Origin of the sequence: Paenibacillus sp. FSL L8-0494, from assembly GCF_038003695.1 — a bacterium.
Lineage (GTDB): Bacteria > Bacillota > Bacilli > Paenibacillales > Paenibacillaceae > Paenibacillus_AQ > Paenibacillus_AQ odorifer.
Map to the genome: position 1 here is coordinate 452,799 of NZ_JBBOPQ010000001.1, position 24,470 is coordinate 477,268.

Consider the following 24,470-nt stretch of genomic DNA (forward strand, 5'->3'; position numbering starts at 1 on the left):
ATGCTGAAGATGGGGGAGGTCTGTGAAGATGTCCAATCTAATCATAAAAGCCGGAGCACCCGGCAAAGATGGACTTGTAGCGGCAGTTAGCAAGGAGAGCGCTGGATGGGAGTATGTAGGTTTTGAAGTGTACCAGCTGCAGGTTGGGGATACGCTGAGCCGCAGCGCGGAAGGGAATGAAATCTGTCTGGTGCTGCTGGCGGGCAAGGCGGATGTGAGAGCAGGCGCCCAGTTGTTCGCCGGGATCGGTGAACGTATGTCTGTATTTGAGGATTTGCCGCCGTATGCGGTGTATATTCCGGCGGGAGGGCATTATGAAGTTACGGCCTTGACGGAGCTGGAACTTGCGGTTTGCCTTGCACCAGGAACGGGCAAATATGCGCCACGTTTGATCGCTCCGTGCGATACTGTAGCCGAAGCCCGCGGTTCTGGCAGCATGTCACGGCGAGTGGTCAACATTTTGCCTGAGCAGAGTGAAGCCGAGAGCCTGCTGGTCGTGGAAGTACGAACGGGTGGCGGCAATTGGTCCAGCTATCCTCCGCACAAGCATGACTGTGACAATCTACCTGCTGAGTCTTATCTGGAAGAGACATACTACCACCGGGTTAACCCGGCTCATGGTTTTGTAGTGCAGCGGGTGTATAATGATGACCGCAGCCTCGATGAGACGATGGCGGTGTCTGACCGCAGTATTGTATTGGTTCCAGAGGGCTATCATCCTGTATCGGCACCGCCGGGTTATGATTCTTATTATCTCAATGTGATGGCAGGTCCGGTCCGCACATGGGTTTTTCATAATGATCCGGAACATGAATGGCTGTTCGAGATGCAGCAACACCAGAAGGATAAGAAGGAATAGTGTAGCAGCACGCACGAAAAGGGGGCTTCCGCAAGGCGGAGGCTCCTTCTTTGTGTCGATGTATTGACCAAATGTTCGCCACAGTAACAGAGTCCCTTGCACCGCTTAATAGACACTGTCAGAAGAGTTCCTTATAATCTAGGTATAGGATTGATTGTACGAACGTAAAGGCGGGCTCACTAACGATGAAACCTACGATATATGATGTGGCACGGGAAGCGGGAGTCTCCATCGCTACGGTGTCCAAGGTGTTGAACAAGAACGGGAGAATTAGCGATAAGACACGGGAGAAGGTTCATCGGATCATGGAGGAGCTGAATTACCAGCCGAGTCTGGTGGCCTCTGCGCTGACGAGTCGCCGAACGGGAACGATCGGGCTGATGATTCCCGATATTTCCAACCCCTTTTTTGCTGAGGCGGCCCGAGGTATTGAGGATTATGCTCAGGAGCAGGGAAGCGACTTGATTGTATGCAGTACAGACCGGGATGATGAGAAGGCGGCCCGGTATATCTCACTGCTCCTGCGCAAACGGGTGGACGGTATAATCATTGCTTCTCATACAGGGAATCCGGATATGGTCCGCCGCCTGCTGGCTGATCACGTGCCGCTTGTGTTATTTTCGGCTGATATCCGGATGATGGAGAGCAACAGCGTCACGGTGGATGACTATAAGGGAGGCTATCAGGCGACAGAATATCTGTTGTCCTTGGGCCATCGCAGGCTCGGCGTTATCTCTGACAATTTACCGGGGAGTAAGCTGCGCGTGGAAGGCTTTATGGATGCGCTCAAGGCAGCAGGTGTTGGCTTTGACAATCCGGCTAATCTCACGCATACCTCAGCCACGCTGGAGAACGGCCGCAAAGCGGCTGCCGCGATGCTAGCTCAGGCGCAGGAAGACCGGCCGACCGCGATATTCGCTTGCAACGATCTGCTCGCGATTGGGATATTGAAGGAGGCGCGCAGCGCAGGCTTGTCAATTCCCCGTGATCTGTCCGTAGTGGGTTTTGACAATACAATGCTGGCTGAAATTTGCCATCCCACCTTGACCAGTATTGCTCAGCCTCTGCGTGAGATGACGGAACAGGCGATGATTCTGCTGAACGAATCTATCGACAATCCCGATAGTCCTAAGCGCAAGATCATGCTGATGCCGGAACTGATAGTCCGCCATTCCACCGGACCGGCACCGCATTAGGAAGACACAAACTCTACAAACGGAGTAAGAACGCCGACTCCTATCTGAAGACCTGTACTTCGCTTAGCGGCGAGATACAGGTCTTTTCTTTGCTTTTTTCTGATACATGAGTTCAGATCCCAACTTCGTTTAAGTTCAGGATTGCCAAACTCCAATTTCTAAACTATACTAATGGAAATTAGGTTAAGCGCTTAACCCATCCCCCGATGATTGTTGTTTCTCATTAATCCATTTCACTGAAGTTTTCTCAAGGAGGCGTCATAATGAACGGTTTACAGTTCGATCCTGCACGACCGCTGGATTTAATCGCTGTCGGTCGGCTCTGTATTGACTTGAACGCTAATGAAACCGGAAGACCAATGGAAGAGACACTGACCTTTACCAAATATGTTGGCGGCTCTCCTGCCAATATCATAATTGGAGCAGCACGGCTAGGGATGCGCACTGGCTTTATCGGTAAGATATCCGATGATCAGATGGGCCGTTTTATCCGAACTTATCTGCAAAGGAATGGCATTGACGATAGCCAGGTGAGTGTTGACCAGACTGGTGCAGTGACTGGGCTTGCTTTTACTGAAATAAAGAGCCCTCAGGAGTGCAGCATTCTGATGTACCGGGATCATGTGGCTGATTTGCTGCTGAGTACGGAGGAGATCTCGGAAGAGTATATTCGGAAGTCCAAGGCACTGCTGATCTCAGGTACTGCACTGGCACAAAGTCCGTCCCGTGAGGCTGTGTTTGTCGCTTTGGAGTTCGCCCGCAAGCACAATGTCACTGTATTTTTTGATCTCGATTACCGCCCCTATACGTGGAAGTCAGCCGCAGAAACAGCGGTTTATTATAATCTGGCAGCTGAGAAATGCGATTGTATCATCGGTACCCGTGAGGAATTTAATATGATGGAGAGCCTGTACAATGTAACAGATGCAGATGACGAAGCAACAGTTAACCGCTGGTTCTCGCACCAAGCAAAGCTGGTCGTTATCAAGCATGGCGGGAGTGGTTCAATCTCCTACACGGCGGATGGGCAGAAGCATCGGAGTGGTATTTTTCCCGCTAAAGTATTGAAGACATTTGGAGCCGGAGATTCTTACGCCTCAGCCTTTATTCACAGTCTAATGCGGGGGGAAAGCGTGGGTGAGGCCATGCGCCGCGGCAGCGCGTCGGCATCCATTGTCATCTCCCGCCACAGCTGTTCGGATGCCATGCCAACCTTGGATGAATTGGAAGCGTTTTTATTGTCTAACGAGGAAATCACTTCAGGTGCAGAGTAAGTAGGCGGAGGTTGGAGAGGACACAACTCAAACAACCCCAGATCGAATAGCTATGCAAGATTAGATTACATTCGCGGGATCGCATTAATAGAGATGAAGGAGTGAGTAGAATGGCACAGCAAACCGTGCAAGTGCTGAACAACTATATTGACGGGCAGTGGGTAGAGGCGGCTGCGGAGCAGACAGAAACGGTATACAATCCAGCGTCTGGTGAGGAGATGGCAAGTGTTCCGCTGTCCAGCAGAGTCGATGTTGATCGGGCAGTGGCGGCGGCAAAGGCGGCTTTTGCAGGCTGGTCCAAGACACCGGTGCCGCGCAGAGCGCGGATCTTGTTCAAATATCAGCAGCTGCTGGTGGACCATTGGGATGAACTGGCGAAGACGATCACGCTGGAGAATGGAAAAAGCTTCAAAGAGGCCTACGGAGAGGTGCAGCGCGGCATTGAGTGTGTGGAATTTGCGGCAGGTGCGCCGACGCTGATGATGGGCCGGCAGCTGCCCGACATCGCGACAGGCATCGAGTCTGGGATGTATCGCTATCCCATCGGTGTAGTCGGCGGGATCACACCGTTTAATTTTCCGATGATGGTGCCTTGCTGGATGTTCCCGTTGGCCATCGCCTGTGGAAATACCTTTGTGCTGAAGCCCTCCGAACGCACACCGCTGCTGGCAGCGCGTTTGGTCGAATTGCTAGAGGAAGCCGGGCTTCCGAAAGGCGTGCTCAATCTGGTTAACGGTGCGCATGAGGTGGTAAACGGCCTGCTGGAGCATCCTGATGTGAAGGCGATTTCCTTCGTTGGCTCACAGCCAGTGGCCGAATATGTCTACAAGAAGGGTACGGCGTGTTTGAAGCGGGTTCAGGCGTTGGCAGGGGCGAAAAATCACTCTATCGTGTTGGCAGACGCGAATCTTGAGGCTTCGGCAACACAGATTGTCAACGCAGCCTTCGGCTCGGCGGGAGAGCGCTGTATGGCTTGCTCCGTGGTAACGGTGCAGGAAGAGGTTGCTGATGAGCTGATCTCCATCCTCCTGAGGGAATGTGAGCAGATGAACATCGGCAATGGTTTGGACGACGACACGTTTCTTGGGCCGGTTATCCGCCAAAGTCACAAAGACAAAACGGTCGCTTATATTGAACAAGGCGTGGCTGAGGGTGCTAAGTTGCTAAGGGACGGCCGGGCGGATGCCGCGGTGCAGGGACAGGGTTATTTTATCGGCCCAACCTTGTTTGATGGAGTGACCCGGGAAATGAAAATCTGGCAGGAGGAAATCTTCGCGCCTGTCCTGGCAGTGATCCGTGTCAAGGATGTAGAAGAGGCGATTGAAATTGCCAATACCTCTCGTTTTGCCAACGGGGCATGTATTTTTACGAATGACGGCGGGAAAGTGCGCTATTTCCGGGAAAATATCGAGTCAGGCATGTTGGGTGTCAATGTCGGAGTGCCAGCCCCGATGGCCTTTTTCCCTTTCTCCGGCTGGAAGGATTCCTTCTATGGCGATCTGCATGCGAATGGAAGCGACGGGGTTGAATTTTATACACGCAAAAAAGTCGTCACTGCCCGCTGGCAGTAACAAAAACGGCGAAAGGGAGGTTTCACGTGGATACGATTAGATTAACGACGGCGCAGGCGCTGGTGAAATTTCTGAACCAGCAATATGTGGACTTTGGCAATGGACCGGAGCGTTTTGTACACGGTATATTCACCGTTTTCGGCCACGGCAATGTACTTGGTTTGGGGCAGGCACTTCAGGAGGCGCCGGGTGAGTTGACGGTCTATCAGGGGAGAAATGAGCAAGGAATGGTTCATGCGGCGACTGCCTTCGCGAAGCAGAGCCGCAGACGGCGAATCATGGCCTGCACCGCTTCGGTAGGGCCGGGTTCAGCCAATATGCTGACAGCCGCTGCCACTGCGACGGCGAATCAGATTCCCGTGCTGCTGCTCCCCGGCGATACCTTTGCCACCCGTCAACCGGACCCGGTACTTCAGCAAATGGAGCACACCTACAATCTGTCGATAACGGTCAACGATGCCTTCAAAGCGGTGAGCAAATACTGGGACCGGATTTATCGGCCAGAGCAGCTGATGACAGCATTGCTGAACGCGATGCGTGTGCTTACTGATCAGGCAGATACCGGGGCAGTCACGATTGCGCTGCCGCAGGATGTGCAAGGGGAGGCCTGGGACTATCCACTTGAGTTCTTCCGCAAGCGCATCCATCGGATCGTTTCCCGTACTCCGCATCCGGATGAGCTTGCTGCGGCAGCTGATCTTATTGCCAGCAAACAGCGACCTCTGCTGGTCTGTGGGGGTGGAGTCCGGTATGCGGATGCAGGGATGGAATTACGTGCATTTGCAGAGAAATTCGCCATCCCATTCGGTGAGACGCAAGCCGGAAAAAGTGCCGTGGCAAGCGACTGTGCCTACAATCTCGGTGGCATAGGAGTTACCGGGAATGGCTGTGCTAATACGTTGGCCGCAGAAGCGGATCTGGTGATCGGTGTGGGTACCCGGTTTACGGACTTCACGACAGGTTCGAAGAGTTTGTTCGCCCATCCCGAGGTGGAGTTCCTGACAATTAACGCTTCCCTTTACCATGCCTCCAAGCTGGATGCGCTGGCTGTGGTCTGTGATGCTACCGAAGGTCTTAGAGCGCTGTCTGCCACGTTGGAGGAGCGCGGTTACCGCACCGCTTATACAGATGAAATTGTAGTGGCAAAAAAGGCATGGGAAGTGGAAAGAAAGCGTCTATCTGATGTGGAGTATACGGTGAATCAGGAGGCAGATCGTCCAGATCGTCCAGATCGTTCTTCAGTTTCCTTCGTGCCGGAAGTTGCCGGACATCTTGACGAGAAGCTATCTGAATATGCGGCGAAGTTGAACACTTCGCTGGCGCAAACACAGGTACTCGGGATTCTCAATGAATATCTTCCGAAAGACGCCATTGTGATAGGAGCCGCAGGCAGCTTACCGGGCGACATGCAGCGGATGTGGAATTCCACTGTGCCGGATACTTACCATATGGAATATGGCTTTTCGTGTATGGGGTATGAAATCTCCGGTGCACTCGGTGTGAAATTGGCGGAGCCGGACCGGGAGGTATATGCATTGGTGGGCGATGGCAGCTATCAAATGCTGCATTCAGAACTAGTGACGAGTCTTCAGGAGAACAAGAAGATCAACGTCATTCTGCTAGATAACATGGGGTTTGGCTGCATTAACAACCTGCAGATGGAGCAAGGACTGGATAGCATGGCGACTGAATTCCGCTACCGGGGCCCGGAAGGTCAGCTGAGCGGCGAACTGATAGGCATAGATTATGCAGCAAGTGCCGCGGGATATGGAGTGAAGACCTTCCGTGCGTCAACGGCTGAGCAGCTGCGTGACGCTTTGAGGGAGGCTCAGCTGCAGGATCGTTCCACCCTAATCGACATTAAGGTGCTGCCCAAGACAATGACACATGGTTACGGAGCCTGGTGGAATGTTGGTGTTCCAGAAGTGTCCGGCAGTGAGGCCGTTCGGGCTGCCCACGAGCAGAAGCTTGAACAGCTTGGAAAGGCCCGCAGTTATTAGTATTAGTAATACTGTGAAACGGAAGGGGTAGAATCGATGATGTTCAAAGAACATGCGGTCAAGCTGGCGATTGCTCCTATCGCTTGGACTAATGATGATATGCCTGAACTGGGAAAAGACAATACCTTTGAACAGTGCATTAGCGAAATGGCGCTTGCCGGGTTTCAGGGAAGCGAGGTGGGCAACAAGTATCCACGCTCTCCGGAACGGCTGCGCCGGGCACTGGAGCTTCGTGGACTTGAGATTGCCAGCGCTTGGTTCAGCGCGTATCTGACTGTGCGGCCATATGAGGAGACAGCGGAGGCTTTTTGCGCGCATCGTGATTTTTTATATGAGATGGGTGCGAAGGTGATTGTCGTCTCAGAGCAAGGGCGGAGTATTCAGGGACAAATGGATACGCCGCTATTTGCTAATAAACCTGTATTCACAGAAGCGGAGTGGGCCGCACTTGCCGATGGACTGGGTGGGCTTGGCCGACTGGCTGCTGAAAAAGGTATGGCGCTTGTATACCATCATCATATGGGGACAGGGGTGCAGACTGGGGGCGAAATTGCTAGGCTAATGGAGCTCACGGAACCGGAAGAGGTGTCCCTGCTGTTCGATACCGGTCATCTAGCTTTTGCCGGTGAGAATCCCTTAGAAGTGCTGCACATCCATTTACCTCGAATTAAACATGTCCATTTGAAGGATATACGTCCGGAGGTTGTTCAGCGTGTGCTGCGGGATCAGCTCAGTTTTCTCCAGGCTGTAAAAGCGGGCGCATTCACCGTACCTGGCGATGGATGTATATCCTTTGCGGAGATTTTCACCGAATTGGCAAGTTACTCTTATACGGGATGGTTTGTAGTGGAAGCGGAGCAGGATCCGGCACTTGCCGATCCACTGGAATATGCGATCAAGGCGCGCCGTTATATCAGAGATCTGAGTGGTTTATAGGCCGAGGAGGGCTACCACTTGGTGCTTGGCGGCTGCTCGGACAGATTTATATGCGGGGGTTCACGGCTATGGCTGTGCGCACCTCGCCTTTTTAATGAGCAGGTGTAAAATACGAATGGCTTCGTTGGTCGGGTTCATGTTGTATGTGTTATAATGGCAGCAAATTAGGCGGAAGAGTTTCCATTTCCATGATGGTGCAGCCAAATATCTATGAACTACTCGTGCATTAACGGCTAAACCGTGGCCGGGTATCCTAACGGTTGTACAGAGGGGGTTATCTATTGTTCCGTTCCTGGTATCGCCGATTACTGCTGTCCTACTTTCCTATTTTTTTGCTTACTGTGACGATACTGATTTTTGCCTCTTTTGTATTTATTAATGATATTTCACGAATGGAAACCAAAAAAGCGGACCGTATCACCGCCAGCTATCTTATGGATAATGTGGACCGAACGATCAAGGAAGCTGAATTGTCAGTGCTGGAGGCTGCTGAACGCAGCGATGCTTATAAACGTTATTTTAACAATCAAGGCCAGATTGATATGGCGACCGTCTACGCTGTTGCCCAGAATCTACGCAGCTTGACGCGTGAATCGCCCTATATTCAGTCCATCTATCTTTATGACAAGAGAAATGAAAGCGTTTTAACAGAAACTGGATTAAAGGACCTTTCAGGATTTGTAGACGAGGATTGGATTGGCCGCATCACCTCCGGCTCTTTATCGGAAGGCTGGCAGCCTGTTAGGGAATACAAAGATGAATTTCAGCGTACGTCTATACGTGTGCTTACCATAAATAAAGGTATGCCGCTGCCCTTCGGCTCGGAGGGAGTGCTCGTAATCAATCTCAAGATGAGCGGAATGGAACAGATCGTCGACGGTATGGTCAACGAACAGTTGTCCTTTCTGACCATCTTTGGCGCAGATGGACAGGTGGTCTATCAGGCCCATTCGGACAGTGAAGGTGCCAAGAATGGGAAGCAGTTGAACACTTTATATATGGAAAGGCTTGGCTGGACGTTTTCCAGCGGGATCAAAACGGGCAGTCTATTCAGCTGGGTGTCGGTGATTTCTTACCTTTGGGTAGCTATTGCCTTAGGTACGGTTGTGTGCGCGATTTTTTACCTGATCTATGTTACGCGGCGGAACTATAAACCAATTCAGGTGATTATGAACCGGATTGAAGGCCATCAAATTCGCAAGCTGGACCAATCCAACGACAGACCGGACGAAATGATGCTCATTGACGGGGTGCTGGAAGATCTAATCAACCATATGACGGATTATGATAAGAAAAGCAGAGAGAATCTGCTGTTACAGCGCAGCAAGCTTTTCAACGATCTCTTGCAAAGCGAACGGTTGGACAATGTCGTCCAGCGGATGGAAGAGCTGTCGCCGCTCTCCGGAGCTCATTCCACATCCCGCTTTATGGTTGTGCTAAGCGAAATCAACCGCTACGACAAGGTTTTTCAAGATCGGTATACAAGGGGCGATCAGAACACGCTTAAATTTGCCCTGATGAATGTCTTTCAAGAATTGGCGCGGAGTGCGGAATTGCAGGCTTGGGCGGAGTGGATTGGGACTGACCGGGCGGCAATTCTCTTCCTGACCACAGGAAGTGATGAAGAGATGGCAGAGAAAATCCGTGTATTCGCTGAGGACTGCCGCACCTGGGTGGAGCAGAATTTGCGCCTCTCCCTAAGCTTCGCTATCGGGCCAGTGGCGGCTGGGCCAGGGGAGATTCGCGATTCCTATGCGGCAGCGGAGAATGTGATGCAGCACAAGCTTTTAATGTACGAAGACATCGCTTTAACGGAATTTGGAGAAACGCGCCAGCCGCTTCTTGAGACATTCAAGTATCTACAAATGATTGCTGAGTTTGTTAAGCAGTTCCGGATGTCGAGCGGCCAATGGCGGGAACTGCTGGAAGGTGTTTTTGATGGTTTTAAACAGGATTATTTACAAGATGATGATATTCGCTCTCTAATTCAGGCCATGCTACAGATGCTGAGCCGGGAAGTGGCTGTCATGTCTGAGCAGCTGCAGGATGAGCTGTCAGCGGAAAATGCGGAGAAGCAGCTGAAGCGGCTGGAAGAGGCAGAATCCATAGATGAAATGAAGGGGATTTTGTTTGAGTATTTGACTGATTTATTCCGCACTTATGTTTCTGTCAGTGAGACTAAAAGCTACCGGGCGATGGTAACCGAGATGAAGAACTATATAGAAGAGAATTTTACAAATCCCGATCTCTCCTTAAAGCATTTGAGCGACCGGTTTCAGGTATCCGGCAAATATGCCAGCTATCTATTTAAAACAGAATTTAAAATGAAATTTGTTGATTTTCTAACAGAGCTACGCATGAAGGAAGCCGAAAAGCTTTTAGTGGAAACGGAATGTTCGCTGCAGGATATTGCACTCCAGGTGGGGTATGCGAATGCAATTACATTCGGCAGGGTATTCAAACGAGTATTAGGAATCACGCCGGGTGACTACCGTTCTTTAAAGCGCGGGCGCGGGACCTCCAGACTATAGGCTGCCGACTTTATTAATCCAATAGCAAGTGAACAATAGTTTTTTATAACCGCATCTGTGCACGCCAACCTCTATGATGGGGGCGCGAACACCGATGCGGTCTTTATTTTCACACTTTTGAAAGCGGTTTATTCTACGAAAATGGTTTGTATGGATAAACCGGAAGTCCGATTTTGCTGGGATATGAGCATCCGAAAGAGGTTTATTGTCAGACTGCCGAAATTCGTGAAATACTGTGGGCATCCAGAACAACAAGCGACCCAGTAGCACGGCAGTAAAAAGCATCACGAGCTATGGATTCCGCTGGGGATGGATAGAGTTAAGGCTAGGGGATCATAAATACACCATTAAAGCCTGCAAGGGCGAAGGGGATGGAAAAATGACAGTGAACGTACATCAAGGAGTTCTGAAGAAAGCAATCGGGATCGGATTAACCGCAATAATGGGCGTTTCTCTGCTAGCAGGCTGTTCCAATGATTCTAAAAACAACACAGCATCCGAGGGTGCCGCAGCCGGCGAAAGTGCCAAGCGCGTTACATTAAAGGTGGAAGTGTTTGATCGCGGCAACAGCCCAGCCCCTCATACCATTACCAATAACTACTTAACTAAACTAGTGCAGGAAAAGTTCGGAGATCCGAATAACATTGATGTGGAATTTGTACCTATCCAACGTTCTGAGGAAGTTACCAAGCTGAATGTTTTGATGGCGAGCAATACGGATGTGCCCGATATCGTATTTACGTATGATTCCAGTGTGTTTTATCGGTATGCCCAGCAAGGTGGCTTGACTGATGTCGGAGAAATTCTCGATGAATATGGCCCGAATCTGAAAAAGTTTATTGGCGAGGATACGCTGGCGTTCGGCCAGCTTGAAGGCCAACAGTATGCGATCCCTGGTAAACGGGCGATCACAGGCCGTTATAGCTCCTACATCCGTCAGGATTGGTTAGATAAATTAGGATTGCCTGTGCCAACGACGACCGATGAGCTGTACACCACTTTGAAAGCGTTTAAAGAAAAGGATCCGGGCAATCTCGGCAGCAAAAACATCCCGATGGGCATGGCACTGGCACCAGCCCAATTCGAGACGTTGATTTTCTCTTTCATGAAGCCGATCAGCGGCGATCTGACCTACAGCCAACGTTATGAGCTGCCGCTGCATGAGGGCTTTAAGGATGCCCTGCAATTTCTTAATAAGCTCTACAATGAAGGGATGATCAGTAAGGACTTCAGTCTGGACGAGGATAAAACACAGTTGGCCAAGGATATCCAGAACGGCAATGTAGGCTACTGGTCGGAGGATGTGGATGTCTTGTTCTATGCCGATGGTACCCTGGATAATCTCTACAAAAATGTAGAGGGAAGCAAGGTGCTGCCGGTAGACGTCTTAACCAACGCCAACGTTGATAACAAGCACATTAAATCCCGGTATGCCTCCAACGGCATGTACATCATGATTCCGAAGAGTAGTAAACGCGCCGTGGAAGCCGTTAAGTATCTCGATTGGATGGCTTCGGATAATAATCTGATTGATATCCAAAATGGCGTTGAAGGTGAAAACTACGATCTGGTAGACGGTATTCCAGTGGCTAAAACAGACGTTTCCCAGGAGTTCGCCGATCGTCTGTTTAACGCGGGTGACATGGCCATTATCTCCAACGGCAAAAACATTGGTGATCAGGCCACTAATGAAAAAGCATGGGCGCTGGGCTTCCCGGAACGTAACCGGGAGATGCTGACTCAATCAATCGCTATCGCCAACGCTGACACGGTGGGTCCGCTCGTCTTCGGCAAGCCGATAGAAGCGGAATCCCAATATGGCACAACGCTTAAAGATAAGCTCAACGTAATTATTGTAAAGACAGCAATGGCCAAACCGGAGCAATTTGAAGCGGTTTACGAACAGGAAATGAAAGATTACATGACTTTGGGCGGAACCAAACTGAAAGAGGAACTGGAGAAGTCGTTTAAGGAACTTTCGGCTCAATAAACAAATATATAGTGAAAACCGGGGGGAGATGGTGCTGCGCTCCACCCGGTTTTTCTCCTTAGGAGGAAAACGACTTGAGCAAAGCGACATACTTTAGACGGTATTGGCAATTGTACGCGCTGCTTTCGCTGCCTATTATTTATTTTCTGATCTTCCGCTATGGTCCGATGTATGGTGTGCAGATTGCTTTTAAGGATTTCAATTTGTTTCAAGGGATTGGAGGCAGCGAGTGGATCGGCTTTGATGCGTTCCGCGAGGTTTTTGGAATGAGAGAGTTCTATACCACCTTGCGCAATACCTTTATGCTGAATTTTCTGGATTTGCTGGTCTCTTTTCCGGCTCCGATTATCCTGGCGATTATGCTGTTCGAAATTCGTTCGGTGTGGTTCAAGAAAATATCGCAGACGATTTTGTATATCCCCCACTTTATTTCCTGGGTGATCATCGGGGGGATTGTGTATCAATTATTCGGCAACCAGTCCGGTATGGTGAACGGTGTGCTGGAGAGCTTAGGCCTTACTCCCATTCCGTTTCTGACTGAAAAAAATCCCTGGCTGATCACTTACTTATTCACAGGCGTCTGGCAAAGTGCTGGTTGGGGGACTATCCTTTATCTGGCGGCGTTAACCGGTGTCAACCGAGAGCTGTTTGAAGCTGCTGAAGTGGATGGAGCGACAAGGCTGAAGAAAATCCGTTATATTACGCTTCCCAGTATAAAACCAACTATCGTGACGCTGCTTATCCTCAATCTGGGAAAGATGGTCAGCATCGGTTTTGACCGTCCTTACATTATCGGTAACACTGCTGTGCGTGAGTATTCTGATGTGCTTAGTACCTTTGTGTACCGGGTGGGTCTAGAATCCGGACAATATACGTTGGCTACCGTAGTAGGATTGTTCCAGGCCGTGGTGGGACTGGTGTTTATTTTTGGCTCCAACTATATTTCGAAAAAAGTGACCGGAGACGGTATTTTATGATAAAGAAAGAAGGAGGCGGAGTGCTATGAGTGAACGTACCTCAAACCGGATATTCGATATCGTCAATATAACGTTTGTTGCCTTGTTCGTGTTGTTCTGCTTGGCTCCATTTTTGCATGTGATTGCCGTGTCGCTTAGTTCCAACCGGGCAATTACTTCTGGAGAAGTAACGATTTTCCCCATTGAATTGAACTGGAATGCATACATTAATGTTTTTTCCAATAATGCGATGATCCGCTCTCTTGTCTTTACGGTTATTCTGACGTTTGCCACAACGGTGCTGTGTATGCTTTTCACTGTCGCAGCAGCTTATCCGCTGACCAAAAGAAAATTGAAGGGCCGCAAATTTTTTATGTATCTGATCGTTATCACCATGTTTTTCAGCGGCGGTATTATTCCTGAATATTTGTTGATCCGTGATTTACATTTGATTAATTCGGTCTGGTCGCTTATTCTGCCAGGTCTGGTCAGCCCCTTTAACCTGATTATCCTGATCTCCTTTTTCAATAACATTCCTGCCAGCCTGGAGGAATCCGCCGAGATCGATGGCAGTTCCCATCTTCGTACACTGATGAGTATTATATTGCCGCTATCCATGCCGGTTATGGCCACGTTGGCTCTTTTCTACGCAGTGGGAAGGTGGAACGGCTTTCAGGATTCTCTGATGTATATCAATAATCCGGATTTGTATCCGCTCCAGCTTAAGCTGTTCCAGATGGTGCAGAACAACATGGTATCCGAACTGACACAAATGGAAGGTGCTAACCGGACCCCACTGACACCAGAGAGCCTAAAAGCGGCCACTGTTATCTTTGCAACAGTACCGATCCTTGCCGTATATCCATGGCTGCAGAAATATTTTGTCAGCGGGGTAATGCTTGGTGCCGTAAAAGGTTGAACCGTAAGCTGTAACAAGGGAGGAAAACATAATTATGGAGGACAAAGGCATATTTTCGTTCTCAACTTGCTGGAACATTAAACGCCACACTGCCGGTGACGCCATGCTGCGGGAAATCCGCGATCTCGGCTTTCAGCGGGTGGAGCTGAACTATAATGTGACTAAGGAAATGCTGGAAACGATCGAGCCGATGCTTGAGCGGGGGGAGATGGGGGTCTCCAGTGTCCACAACACCTTCCCGCATGTGCAGGACTCCGATTATGGCACAGATTCCGTGCTGCTAGGTTTTGAGGATAAGGAGAAGCGGCAGCGGGCGATTGAGCTGCTGATTGGCTCGGCTAAGTACGCTCAGCGTTACGGAGGAGAAGCCGTTGTTGTGCATCCCGGTGAGGTACCCTTTCCAAATGATATCAGTAAAGAGCTGGAGCAAATTTATAACGGAGAGGGTAGAGATTCTAACGCTTATCGCAGCAAATGGGCGGAACTGATGGAGCGGCGGGAAGCTTACAGCGCCGGCTATGTGCAGAAAATTATTGAAAGCCTAGATGAAGTATGTAACCGGGCAGTTTCTGAGGGGCTAAACGTCCGCTTTGGTATCGAAACACGTTCCAAACCGCAGCAGATTCCGACGCTTGCGGAAGCCAAAACGATTATTAAGGCGCTAAAGGGAGCGCCTGTGGGCATATGGTATGACACCGGGCATGCCATTATGATGGACCGTTTGGGTTTGTACGACAGTGTGGGGGAAATGGAAGGTCTGATGGATGATATTGTAGGTGTTCACATTCATGAGACCATCGGTCTGTCTGATCACTGGTGTCCTTATGTAAATAGCGGGAATATGGAATTCTATGATGCTTATCTGCCGATGATTGAACGGGCGCGAGTCAAGGCGTATGAGCTGAAGGCAGCTTGTCAGCCGGAAGAGATTGATGAAAGTCATCGGCTGCTTATGGCCAAGTTGGCGCGTAGAGGGCAGGTCTGATGTTGAACGATGAAGACCGTAGGTTAGCTATGAAGTATGCTCCGCGCTTATTTTTCGATCAGAACGAGCCGTTTTTTCCGGTACGTCTCGGTATAACGGTGATGCGGCAGGAGGAGGAGTCTCCTTCCTTCCGGCGCCGTCTAGCTGTGAAGCATCCGGATGTGCAGTTCGTTGTGGAATACGCGATTTATTACGATTATGATATTCAGCATTTATATGATCTGGAGCATGTGTGGGTTTACATCGGTAGAAACGGGGAAGTGGTGGATGCCGAAGCGAGCTTTCACGGGAAATTTCTTAAAGCGCTGCTGCGCGGGGGCAGCAATCTAAGCGGAACACGGGTGGACCTCTATGTCCAACCCGGCAAGCATGCCCTCGCCCCGTTCCCTGAAGTCTTTGAGCTGTTACCAGGATTCGCATCCAGTACACAGGATGGGGCAGGTGCGGAGGGTCTGATTTATGGTGACTTTTTCCGCGATATACTGGCATCGGATGAAGAAACTGACCGTCTTGTCCACCGTTATCTGCAAACCTGCCGGTTCACGCCTTCCCTGTCCTATTCGATCTGGGAATATGCGGACCGGGAGGAATTGTTCGTTTCTTGGATTCAACTGTTCACGGAAATTCCTGAACGTATCCGACAAGAGCTGGTGCGGCTTCAGCTCCTGTTACCACCCAGACATTGAGCAGATTGTTAACATGGAGGGAAGTATAATGTACAAGCAACTGGTAGCCAGTAATGATAGAGCGTCAGTGGAGGGATTATCCCGGCAGGTACTTGATCCGACGAGCCGCTATTACGGAGGGACAATAGATCCGGGTACTGGCGTTGCCTGGGTTAATCATACGACCGGCACACCAACCGATATGTGTTATTGGGGAGCGGCTCTGGTTAACCCGGGTTCCGCATTCTACCGTGATGAGCTGCTTCTGGCCCGCCTGCTGCTGGCGACGGAGTTCGTGCTGCGTGCACAACATGAAGATGGCTCGATCTCTCCGGGCTGGACGAACTATCATTCTCCCCCGGACACAGCCTTTGTCATCGTCGGCTACGCTCAGCTATACCAACTGTTGGCGTCGCAGGATTGGGCACCACTGCAACAGGTGCTTGATAATATGCTTCTGTTTCTTAAGCGAACTATTCCCGTCATGCTTACAGGGGGCTGTCACACGCCGAATCACCGTTGGGTATTGTGTGCAGCACTGGGATTTCTGCATGAACTGTTCGGACTGGAGGAGGCTGTCCAGCGGGCGGATCAGTGGTTGGCGGAAGGGATGGATATTACACCTGATGGAGAATGGACGGAACGCAGCAACGGTATTTATAGTGCGGTCAGCGACATCATGCTGATTCATGCCGCTCGTCTGCTGGGTCGGCCCCAGTTGCTGGAGCCAGTTCGTCTGAATTTACACATGATGGTCTATTTGGTGCATCCTAAGGGCGAAGTTGTGACCGATTATTCTGGGCGCCAGGATCTGGGGAGCTTTCACGACCTGTCTCCATATTATTTACCGTACGCTATTCTGGCCCGTTTCGATAAGGAGCCATTGTTTGCGGGGATGGCCGAATGGGCTGGCAGTGCACTGGAAAATCCGGGGGTCTGCTCTGTCAACGTACTTGTACGGATGCTGCTGGAGCCGGAGCTTCAGCAACCTTTTGAAGATTCGGCAGCTCTGCCTGTAAAATATGAGAAAATACTGAACGGCGATTTTCCGCGACACGGCTATCTGCAGGGTATGGAGAAGTCCGGCCATCAAGGGCGAATTTACCACAGCCGGCTGCATACTGATTTCGGAGCACCGGTTGCGCGCTACAGGGACGGGAACACTAGCGTGACCTTAATTACGGAGACGCCGTCTTTTTTTGCACTCCGTCACGGTGCCGTCAGGCTGCTTGCAGTGCATCTGGCTTCTTACTTTTCTCCGGGATATGTACCGATGCAGAAAATGGTCAAATTGCCGGAAGGATACCACCTGTCAGGAGAACAAAAGAAGGGGTATTACGGTCCTGTCGAAGGCGAACTGCTTCCGCAAACATCTGCGGAGCCGGTAAGCCCTTGGTATCTGCTCCCGCACCAGAGCCGCGCACTTACGCATGAACAGACATTCCGTGTGGAGACGGAGGTTCAGCGTACGGACAGAGGGTGGACCCTCCGGTTGCATGCTGAGGAGCCTAGAGAGGTTATGACACAGTTGTCTTTCGTTTTTGGACGGGAAGGATGTTTCACTTCGGGCGAATTGCAGGCTGTCGGAGAGGACCATTATCTCTGGAACGGCGGTAACCTCCGCTATAGTTGTGAAGAGGACTGGATTGAACTGACAGGGGGCGAGCTTGGCCATCTGGCGGCTACGGTGCGTGAGGCGAAGCTGCAGGATAACTGCAAGGCGGTGTTGGTCAATTTTATGACCCCGTTCGATAAGACGATTACGATCACTCTATCTCCTTCCATGATAAGAGAGTAGCCTTTGTACAATTTACAATCTAGTAGGCTTTGAAGTTACACCTCAGTCTTAGAATAATGAAGCCTTATTAAAAAACCTTCCATTAGAAGCAAACCTGGAGTTATCAGGTCTAATGGGAGGTTTTGTTATGCATCTGCTAAGCATAGACTCACCAGATTTAAACCGTGCATAATGGTATAAGTAAGAAATCCGGGCACACCAGCCGTCAGAAATTCAAATATTCTCCGAAGCTGTGATTATCACCTTTTATAAAATTTCCTTTAGTTTGGTTTACATAGGCACTTTTTTCGGCAGTCAAGTGTTATAGAGATATAAAGGTTAAGGAGGTGCTTACATCGCCACAGGATTCGCTAGACTCGACAGAGTTGGAAGAGCTAATCGTTAGGATTCAGGAGGGGGATTCCGAGCAGTATGCTTTAATTGTCAGAGCATTCCAAAAGCCGATCTATCGCTATTGCTATCGTTTGTTAGAAAACAAGCAGGATGCGGAGGACGCGGTTCAGGATATTTTGGTAAAGGGTTATCAATCTATCCAGCAATACAAATCGCAAATGCATTTCTCGGCTTGGCTCTATCGTATCGCATATCATCATTGCTTAAATCTGCTGCGCAGGCGTCGTCTGCACAAGCAAGTCATGCGTATTTTTCGTCCGGAAGTACTGTCTGCAAGCCCTGAACAGGAGCTGGATGCTCGGTTGTATAGTCCTTCATTGTCTGCATCTTTAGCGCGATTGTCGCTTGAGGAGAGAAACATGCTTATTCTGCGGGTGTTTGAGGAACAAACTTATGCAGAGATAAGTGAGATTCTAGGGGTCAGTCCCAATGCGCTAACTAAAAGAATGAATCGGATCAAGCTAAAGGTTCAGGAAGCTATGAAGTCGGAGGAGGAGATCACATGGAAAGAAACAAAATCAGCAATGAATACCAAGATATAATTTATGCCTCGGCTGGCAATGAACTTTTGGATGAGGTAGATGTAGAAGATAAGGTCATGGGGCGTATTACTGGCATAACAGGTCGAAAGCGATCGTTCTCGCTGCGGGTGATGAATAAAACAACGGCAGTGGCTAGCATGTTAACGCTGTTTCTGCTGATCTCTGTGACTGCGTATGCTGCATCTGAATATATCCAAATCCGCAATAGTGAAGGAGTAGTGAAGGTTCAACATGTTGCGCCGACCGAATCTGCAGAGAGGTCTTCTTATGATAAATATGCGCAGCAAGCAGAACAGTTCGCTAAACCGGGTGAATTGATCGGCTATCTTGTGAAAAATAAAGCAGGTGCAGCAGGCTTGGCGACAGAATTGCAGTTTAAGTATAAAGAGCAGCGGATAGATGCGTATTCTGACTTTATAAAAGAAATCAAAAGAACAGGGGCGCCAATGCTTCCCGAAACGGCAGCGGGGTACGCTTTTAAATATGGTGTAATCCATCCTAATTCTCCGACTACGGATACAGCTAAGCTAGGTTCTCTGTATAAGGAAACATTAAATGATCTTACCGCTCAGGCAAATAAGGACAAGGGGACGCGCAATTTGTTTATGAAGGCTATACCGTGGTCCGAGCCAGGGGGGCTAAGTGTAACTTATTCGAAGAACAATGCTTTTATAGGGATCTCAGCAACGCTCATGCATGGCGGCAAGGTTTTCGTGGAACAAACATCTGAGAATCAAGCTAATAAGCTCACAGTCGCAGGCACAGAAGTTATCTATAACAAGGTAGTAAGGGAAGAAGTCAGCTATGATTATCTGAATTGGTATAACGAGAAGCAGGACGCGTATTATACACTCACCAGCTATGGAGATGAGATTTTGACCATGGAGCAATTTTTACAGCTGGCTGAGGAGCTATTGAAGTAGAGTTTTGAAGTTTGAAGTTTGAAGTTTGAAGTTTGAAGTTTGAGGTTTGAGGTTTGAGGTTTGAAGTTTGAAGTTTGAAGTTTGAGGTTTGAGGTTTGAGGTTTGAGTTTTGAAGTTTGAAGTTTGAAGTTTGAAGTTTGAAGTTTGAAGTTTGAAGTTTGAAGTTTGAGGTTTGAGGTTTGAGGTTTGAAGTTAGTAGTTAGTAGTTAGTAGTTAGTAGTTAGTAGTTAGTAGTTAGTAGTTAGTAGTTAGTAGTTAGTAGATGCATGCGCTAAGTTAGTTGTATTATGTGCAATTAAAGTTCACCAATAGCTGTATATAGGTCGTTTAGTTGTATTTGATACAGTTATTACTGGTTAGATTAGTGGAAATAGACGTTTTTACGGATTTTAGTTGTAGAGAATGCAATTAGAGAAGAGGATATGAGCGGATCAGAAAGATATAAGTGTATAAAATACAGTTAAATCGTATGCAGGGAAGGCAGCAAGTCGATCCAGATATAAAAGAAGGTATCCCCAAAGCGAGAGCTGTAGGGATACCTTCTTTATATTCTTATGTCGTCGAAAAGTCGAAGAGCGTTAGCCTTCTAACAACAGTGCTTCTGGATCTTCCAGCAATTCCTTCACTTTGACGAGGAAGCTTACCGCTTCAGAGCCGTCAACGATCCGGTGATCATAGGAAAGGGCGATGTACATCATTGGACGGTTTACGGTTCTTTCTTCGTCCAGCGCGATCGGACGCAGTTGGATCTTATGCATCCCTAGAATACCCACCTGTGGTGTATTCAGAATCGGTGTGGATAACAAGGAGCCGAATACGCCACCGTTGGTGATGGTGAATGTTCCGCCTTGCAGCTCGGAGAGGCTGAGCGTATTGGCGCGTGCTTTGGAAGCGAGCTCGCCAATTTGGCGCTCGATTTCCGGGAAGCTGAGCCGATCCGCATCACGGACTACTGGAACTACAAGTCCTTCTTTCGCTGCAACAGCAATACCGATGTCGTAGAATTTCTTAACGACCAGATCTTCACCGTCGATCTCGGCGTTCAGCAGTGGATAGGTTTTAAGCGCACCGATCACGGCTTTGGTGAAGAAGGACATGAAGCCTAGTCCAACTTCATGTTTCTCTTTAAATGCATCCTTGCGACGCTTGCGGATGTCGAGGATCGCTGTCATGTCCACCTCGTTGAAGGTGGTAAGCATGGCCGCGGTCTGCTGCGCTTCGACCAAGCGGCTGGCAATCGTGAGCCGTCTGCGCGACATGCGCTTGCGCTCCACGTTTTTGCCCTCGTCCAGCGTGGCTTTGCTCGCTGCCGGCTTCGCTGGCTCCGGCTTGCCTTGCGGCGCCGGAGCTACCGGTGCAGCGGCCTGCGGCGCTGCTGCACCATGACCGGACACATCGGCCTGACCAATCCGGCCGATAGGATCACGGGCGCTAACCTCGCCGAGGTCGATGCCGCGCTCCCGTGCCAGCTTGCGTGCGCCCGGCGATGCCAATGCAGCGTGGCTGTCGCCACCTGCTGCAGGCACTTCGGGCGCGGCTACAGGCGCGGCGGTTGCTACTGCGTTGCCGCCTGCCGGTGCCGCTTTAGGCGCTTCGGCTTCGCTTTCAGCGGCCCGCGGCGTACTGCCGCTTGCGACTCCAATGATGCCGATGGCTTCGCCAACGGCTACGTTCTCGCCCGCTTGACGCAGGATGGTGGAGATGACACCCTCCACCTCTGCACTAATTTCCAGATTCACTTTATCCGTTTCCAGCTCAGCGAGCACATCGCCTTGACCTACCGTGTCGCCTTCTTTAACCAGCCATTTGTAGATGGTTCCTTCGGATATGGATTCTCCCAGATCGGGTACTAAGATTTCTGACACAGGCCGTTTCCTCCCCAAACATAATGGTTTACGCTATTGTGATACCGTCCTCTTAAGAGGACGGTACAGCCGCTTGTACGTTCGAATTTGATTTTAGGGCTTCTGTTACAATTCTCCGTTGTTCGAAGCTATGAACATCTGCATAACCACTGGCCGGGCTGGAACGTTCCGGACGGCCGATATATCTTACGCCGGCATTCTTTGGTGCGATGGCGCGTAACCGAGGCTCGCTATAACTCCAGCCGCCCATATTCTTCGGCTCTTCTTGCACCCAGACAATTTCCTGGAGGGAGCTGAAGGAGTTTAAATGTTCGCTTAGCTCCTGTTCCGGGAACGGATAAAGCTGCTCTAGGCGAAGAACATGCAGCCATGACCAATCCTTATCAGGTGCTGCTTCCAGTTCTGTTTGGATGTCGATAGCGACTTTACCGCTGCAGACTACGAGCCGTTTAACTTCACTTGGTTTCTGGCCAAGCAAAGATTCAGCTAATACAGGCTTGAATTGTCCTGAAGCCAGCTCGGTTCCGGCAGAAGTGCTGCGCGTATTCCGAATGAGACTTTTCGGCGTCATAATGACTAGCGGTTTAGCATCTTCCTGCCCGCATAACGCTGCTTGGCGCCGCAGCAGATGGAAATATTGCGAAGCGGTAGTCAGATTAGCGACTGTCCAGTTCTCCTCAGCGGATAGCTGCAAGAACCGTTCCAGCCTACCGCTGGAGTGCTCAGGTCCCTGTCCTTCGTAGCCATGCGGCAGCATGATGACGAGATTGCTGCGCTGTGTCCATTTGGCGCGTCCAGCCGCAATGAACTGGTCAAAAATAACCTGACCCGCATTGGCGAAATCACCATACTGTGCTTCCCAGATTACGAAGGTTTCCGGTGCGAACACATTATAACCATATTCAAAGCCTAATACTGATGCCTCTGACAATGGACTGTTGTATACGCCAAAGGAGGCACGGGAATCGCTTAGCTGATGTAGCGGAGAGAATAAATCTCCTGTTTTACTGTCGTGCAGCACCAGATGGCGATGTGCGAAGGTTCCGCGTTGGGCATCTTGACCGCTCAGTCGGATGGGCGTCCCATTTTTCAAAATGGTAGCGAAGGCTAACGTTTCAGCCAGTGCCCAGTCGACCTTTTCACCCTCATTCAGTGCATCTTTACGACGTTGTAAAATGCGCTCCAGCTTCGGATAAACCTGGAATCCAGCTGGAACCGTCAACAGTTCACGATTGATCTCCTGCAGGCTGGAGATGGATACCGCTGTAGTGTTTGCCGCTGCGCGGTCCGTTTGTAGAGGAATGAAGGCTTTGGGTTCTTTTTTCTTATGATTGCCTTCCTTCATATTATCGTACGCACGCTGCAATACGCTTTCTGCTTCAGCATTCATCTTTTGTACGTCTTCGGCGGTAAGAACCTTTTCGTTTTTCAGTCTCTCTGCATAAACCTTGTAGACGGTTGGATGATTGCGAACCTTGCCGTAGACAATAGGTTGTGTGGTTTCAGGATCATCCATTTCGTTGTGACCATGACGGCGGTAGCCGATGAGATCAATTACGAAATCTTTTTTGAATTGATGGCGGTATGCGCTAGCTAAACGTACGGCTGCTACGCAGGCCTCTGGGTCATCAGCGTTGACATGGACTATCGGGATTTCATACCCTTTGGCGATGTCACTCGCATAATGCGTAGAACGGGAATCTTCACTTTCAGTCGTAAAACCAATTCGGTTATTAACAATGATATGGATCGTCCCACCATTTTGATAACCTTGAAGTTTGCCGATATTAAGCGTTTCTGCAACAATTCCTTCACCTGGAAAAGCAGCATCACCATGCATCAGCACCGCCATAGCTTTACTGGTATCAATCTTCGGCAGTCCTGCAGTGCTCCGGTCTTCTTGTGCGGCACGAGTGAAACCTTCCACGACAGGATTGACGAATTCCAAGTGACTTGGGTTATTCGCTAGTGTTATTCTTGTGCGTACGGTTTCTCCTTCACGGACAGCACGGTCTGCACCGAGATGGTATTTCACATCACCTGTCCAGCCATAGTTAATGCCTGTGGAGCCTTCGGAAGGGAAAAGCTCCTTGTTCGGAGAATGATGAAACTCTGAAAATATGATATCATAAGGTTTGCCCAAAATATGTGCAAGAACGTTGAGGCGACCGCGATGCGCCATGCCCATCAAAATATGCTCTGCACCGTCATGTGCAGCAGCGCGTACGATTTCGTCTAACATCGGCACAAGAGCATCATTGCCTTCAAGACTGAAACGCTTCTGACCTACAAAAGTCTTGTGGAGGAAGGTTTCAAATTGCTCTACCTGAATCAGGCGGTTCAGGAGCTCTTTGCGTTCTGTATTATTTAGGGGTGCTGGTGAGCTGGTGGATTCTGCCTGTCTATTTAGCCATTGCAGTTCTTTTTCTTCATGCACATGCCCGAATTCATAGGCGATAGTCTTGGTGTATGCCTGACGCATACGTTGCACGGCATCCCACCCGGTATGCACATCATTCGGCGCATTTTCCCATATAAGCGTGGCAGGCAGTGCAATCAGGTCTTCGCGGGTCAGACCATAGGTTTCAGGCTCAAGATATTTTGCCATGGGATTCTGATCGCGTACCAGCGGATCAATTTCAGCGGCCATATGGCCATATATACGAATATTGGCGATTAGCTTGGAAGCTCTTACTGCTTTTCTAAGCCATTCGGTGTCTCCCGAGATGCGCGGCTGAGGAGCCGGTTCGCTATCCGGAGTTAGGGGAGGGGGTCCCGAATTTGTAAAAAGCTCGCGATAATTATTTTCTACGGTGGAGGGATCTTTCACAAACTGTTCATATCTTTCTTGAATGTAGCCTAAATTGGGTCCGTAATACTTACTCCAAATGGATTCGTTATAGGGCTCTTTGGCTGCCATGAATACATCCTCCTTAACGGATGAACTCCATACGTGACATTTTGTGTCAACGCTTACTGGAGCTGTGATGATTGCGGTTTCATTTCTCATCTTATTGTGCTACTTTCAGCCACTGTAATCAATTCATTCTTTCGTCCAATACGTTCG

General features: G+C 49.7%; 17 protein-coding genes. 15 read left to right on the plus strand and 2 right to left on the minus strand.

Features of this window, described 5'->3' with window-relative positions; translation table 11 throughout:
- The first annotated feature begins 28 nt into the window (after positions 1-28).
- The 15 genes from iolB to NYE35_RS02220 all read left to right on the plus strand — a co-directional run bounded on the left by iolB (position 29) and on the right by NYE35_RS02220 (position 19,538).
- Positions 29-859, plus strand: coding sequence for a 5-deoxy-glucuronate isomerase (iolB, locus tag NYE35_RS02150; protein ID WP_076134818.1), 831 nt, complete (start codon positions 29-31; stop codon positions 857-859).
- A gap of 185 nt (positions 860-1,044) precedes the next feature.
- A complete protein-coding gene (locus tag NYE35_RS02155; protein WP_076101202.1) occupies positions 1,045-2,055 on the plus strand; it encodes a LacI family DNA-binding transcriptional regulator in 1,011 nt (336 codons plus the stop codon).
- A gap of 263 nt (positions 2,056-2,318) precedes the next feature.
- Complete coding sequence (gene iolC / locus NYE35_RS02160; RefSeq protein WP_038568343.1) at positions 2,319-3,329, plus strand: 5-dehydro-2-deoxygluconokinase; 1,011 nt, start codon at positions 2,319-2,321, stop codon at positions 3,327-3,329.
- Positions 3,330-3,439: 110 nt separating this feature from the next.
- The gene (locus NYE35_RS02165) at positions 3,440-4,900 is read left to right on the plus strand and encodes a CoA-acylating methylmalonate-semialdehyde dehydrogenase (protein WP_076274104.1); all 1,461 of its coding nucleotides are present in this window, start codon (positions 3,440-3,442) and stop codon (positions 4,898-4,900) included.
- A 26-nt stretch (positions 4,901-4,926) separates the two neighbouring features.
- The gene (gene iolD, locus NYE35_RS02170; RefSeq protein ID WP_341120065.1) at positions 4,927-6,900 is read left to right on the plus strand and encodes a 3D-(3,5/4)-trihydroxycyclohexane-1,2-dione acylhydrolase (decyclizing); all 1,974 of its coding nucleotides are present in this window, start codon (positions 4,927-4,929) and stop codon (positions 6,898-6,900) included.
- Between the two features lie 39 nt (positions 6,901-6,939).
- Complete coding sequence (gene iolE / locus NYE35_RS02175) at positions 6,940-7,836, plus strand: myo-inosose-2 dehydratase (RefSeq protein WP_076275640.1); 897 nt, start codon at positions 6,940-6,942, stop codon at positions 7,834-7,836.
- Positions 7,837-8,117: 281 nt separating this feature from the next.
- The gene (locus NYE35_RS02180; RefSeq protein WP_038568352.1) at positions 8,118-10,367 is read left to right on the plus strand and encodes a helix-turn-helix domain-containing protein; all 2,250 of its coding nucleotides are present in this window, start codon (positions 8,118-8,120) and stop codon (positions 10,365-10,367) included.
- 379 nt (positions 10,368-10,746) lie between these two features.
- Positions 10,747-12,357 carry an extracellular solute-binding protein gene (locus NYE35_RS02185; protein WP_038574040.1) on the plus strand — a complete coding sequence of 537 codons (1,611 nt, stop codon included), beginning with the start codon at positions 10,747-10,749 and terminating at the stop codon, positions 12,355-12,357.
- Positions 12,358-12,431: 74 nt separating this feature from the next.
- Positions 12,432-13,334 (plus strand): ABC transporter permease, encoded by a 903-nt coding sequence (locus NYE35_RS02190; RefSeq protein WP_038568353.1) that lies wholly within the window; start codon positions 12,432-12,434, stop codon positions 13,332-13,334.
- 25 nt (positions 13,335-13,359) lie between these two features.
- A complete protein-coding gene (locus tag NYE35_RS02195; protein WP_038568356.1) occupies positions 13,360-14,232 on the plus strand; it encodes a carbohydrate ABC transporter permease in 873 nt (290 codons plus the stop codon).
- A gap of 34 nt (positions 14,233-14,266) precedes the next feature.
- The gene (locus NYE35_RS02200; RefSeq protein ID WP_341120067.1) at positions 14,267-15,217 is read left to right on the plus strand and encodes a sugar phosphate isomerase/epimerase family protein; all 951 of its coding nucleotides are present in this window, start codon (positions 14,267-14,269) and stop codon (positions 15,215-15,217) included.
- Complete coding sequence (locus NYE35_RS02205; protein ID WP_038568362.1) at positions 15,217-15,903, plus strand: hypothetical protein; 687 nt, start codon at positions 15,217-15,219, stop codon at positions 15,901-15,903. The genes NYE35_RS02200 and NYE35_RS02205 overlap by 1 nt, the downstream gene beginning before the upstream one ends.
- Before the next feature lie 28 nt (positions 15,904-15,931).
- Positions 15,932-17,680, plus strand: coding sequence for a hypothetical protein (locus NYE35_RS02210; RefSeq protein ID WP_341120068.1), 1,749 nt, complete (start codon positions 15,932-15,934; stop codon positions 17,678-17,680).
- Positions 17,681-18,006: 326 nt separating this feature from the next.
- Entirely contained in the window at positions 18,007-18,615 is a 609-nt protein-coding gene (locus NYE35_RS02215) for an RNA polymerase sigma factor (RefSeq protein ID WP_076297268.1), read from the plus strand.
- Positions 18,576-19,538: a hypothetical protein gene (locus NYE35_RS02220; protein ID WP_076297269.1), complete on the plus strand. Its 963-nt coding sequence runs from the start codon at positions 18,576-18,578 to the stop codon at positions 19,536-19,538. Before NYE35_RS02215 ends, NYE35_RS02220 begins: the two co-directional genes overlap by 40 nt.
- Positions 19,539-20,116: 578 nt before the next feature.
- Here the strand turns inward: NYE35_RS02220 and odhB are convergent.
- Positions 20,117-21,403 carry a 2-oxoglutarate dehydrogenase complex dihydrolipoyllysine-residue succinyltransferase gene (odhB, locus tag NYE35_RS02225; protein ID WP_094902585.1) on the minus strand — a complete coding sequence of 429 codons (1,287 nt, stop codon included), beginning with the start codon at positions 21,401-21,403 and terminating at the stop codon, positions 20,117-20,119.
- 52 nt (positions 21,404-21,455) lie between these two features.
- Positions 21,456-24,323 (minus strand): 2-oxoglutarate dehydrogenase E1 component, encoded by a 2,868-nt coding sequence (locus NYE35_RS02230; protein ID WP_094902586.1) that lies wholly within the window; start codon positions 24,321-24,323, stop codon positions 21,456-21,458.
- Positions 24,324-24,470: the final 147 nt, after the last annotated feature.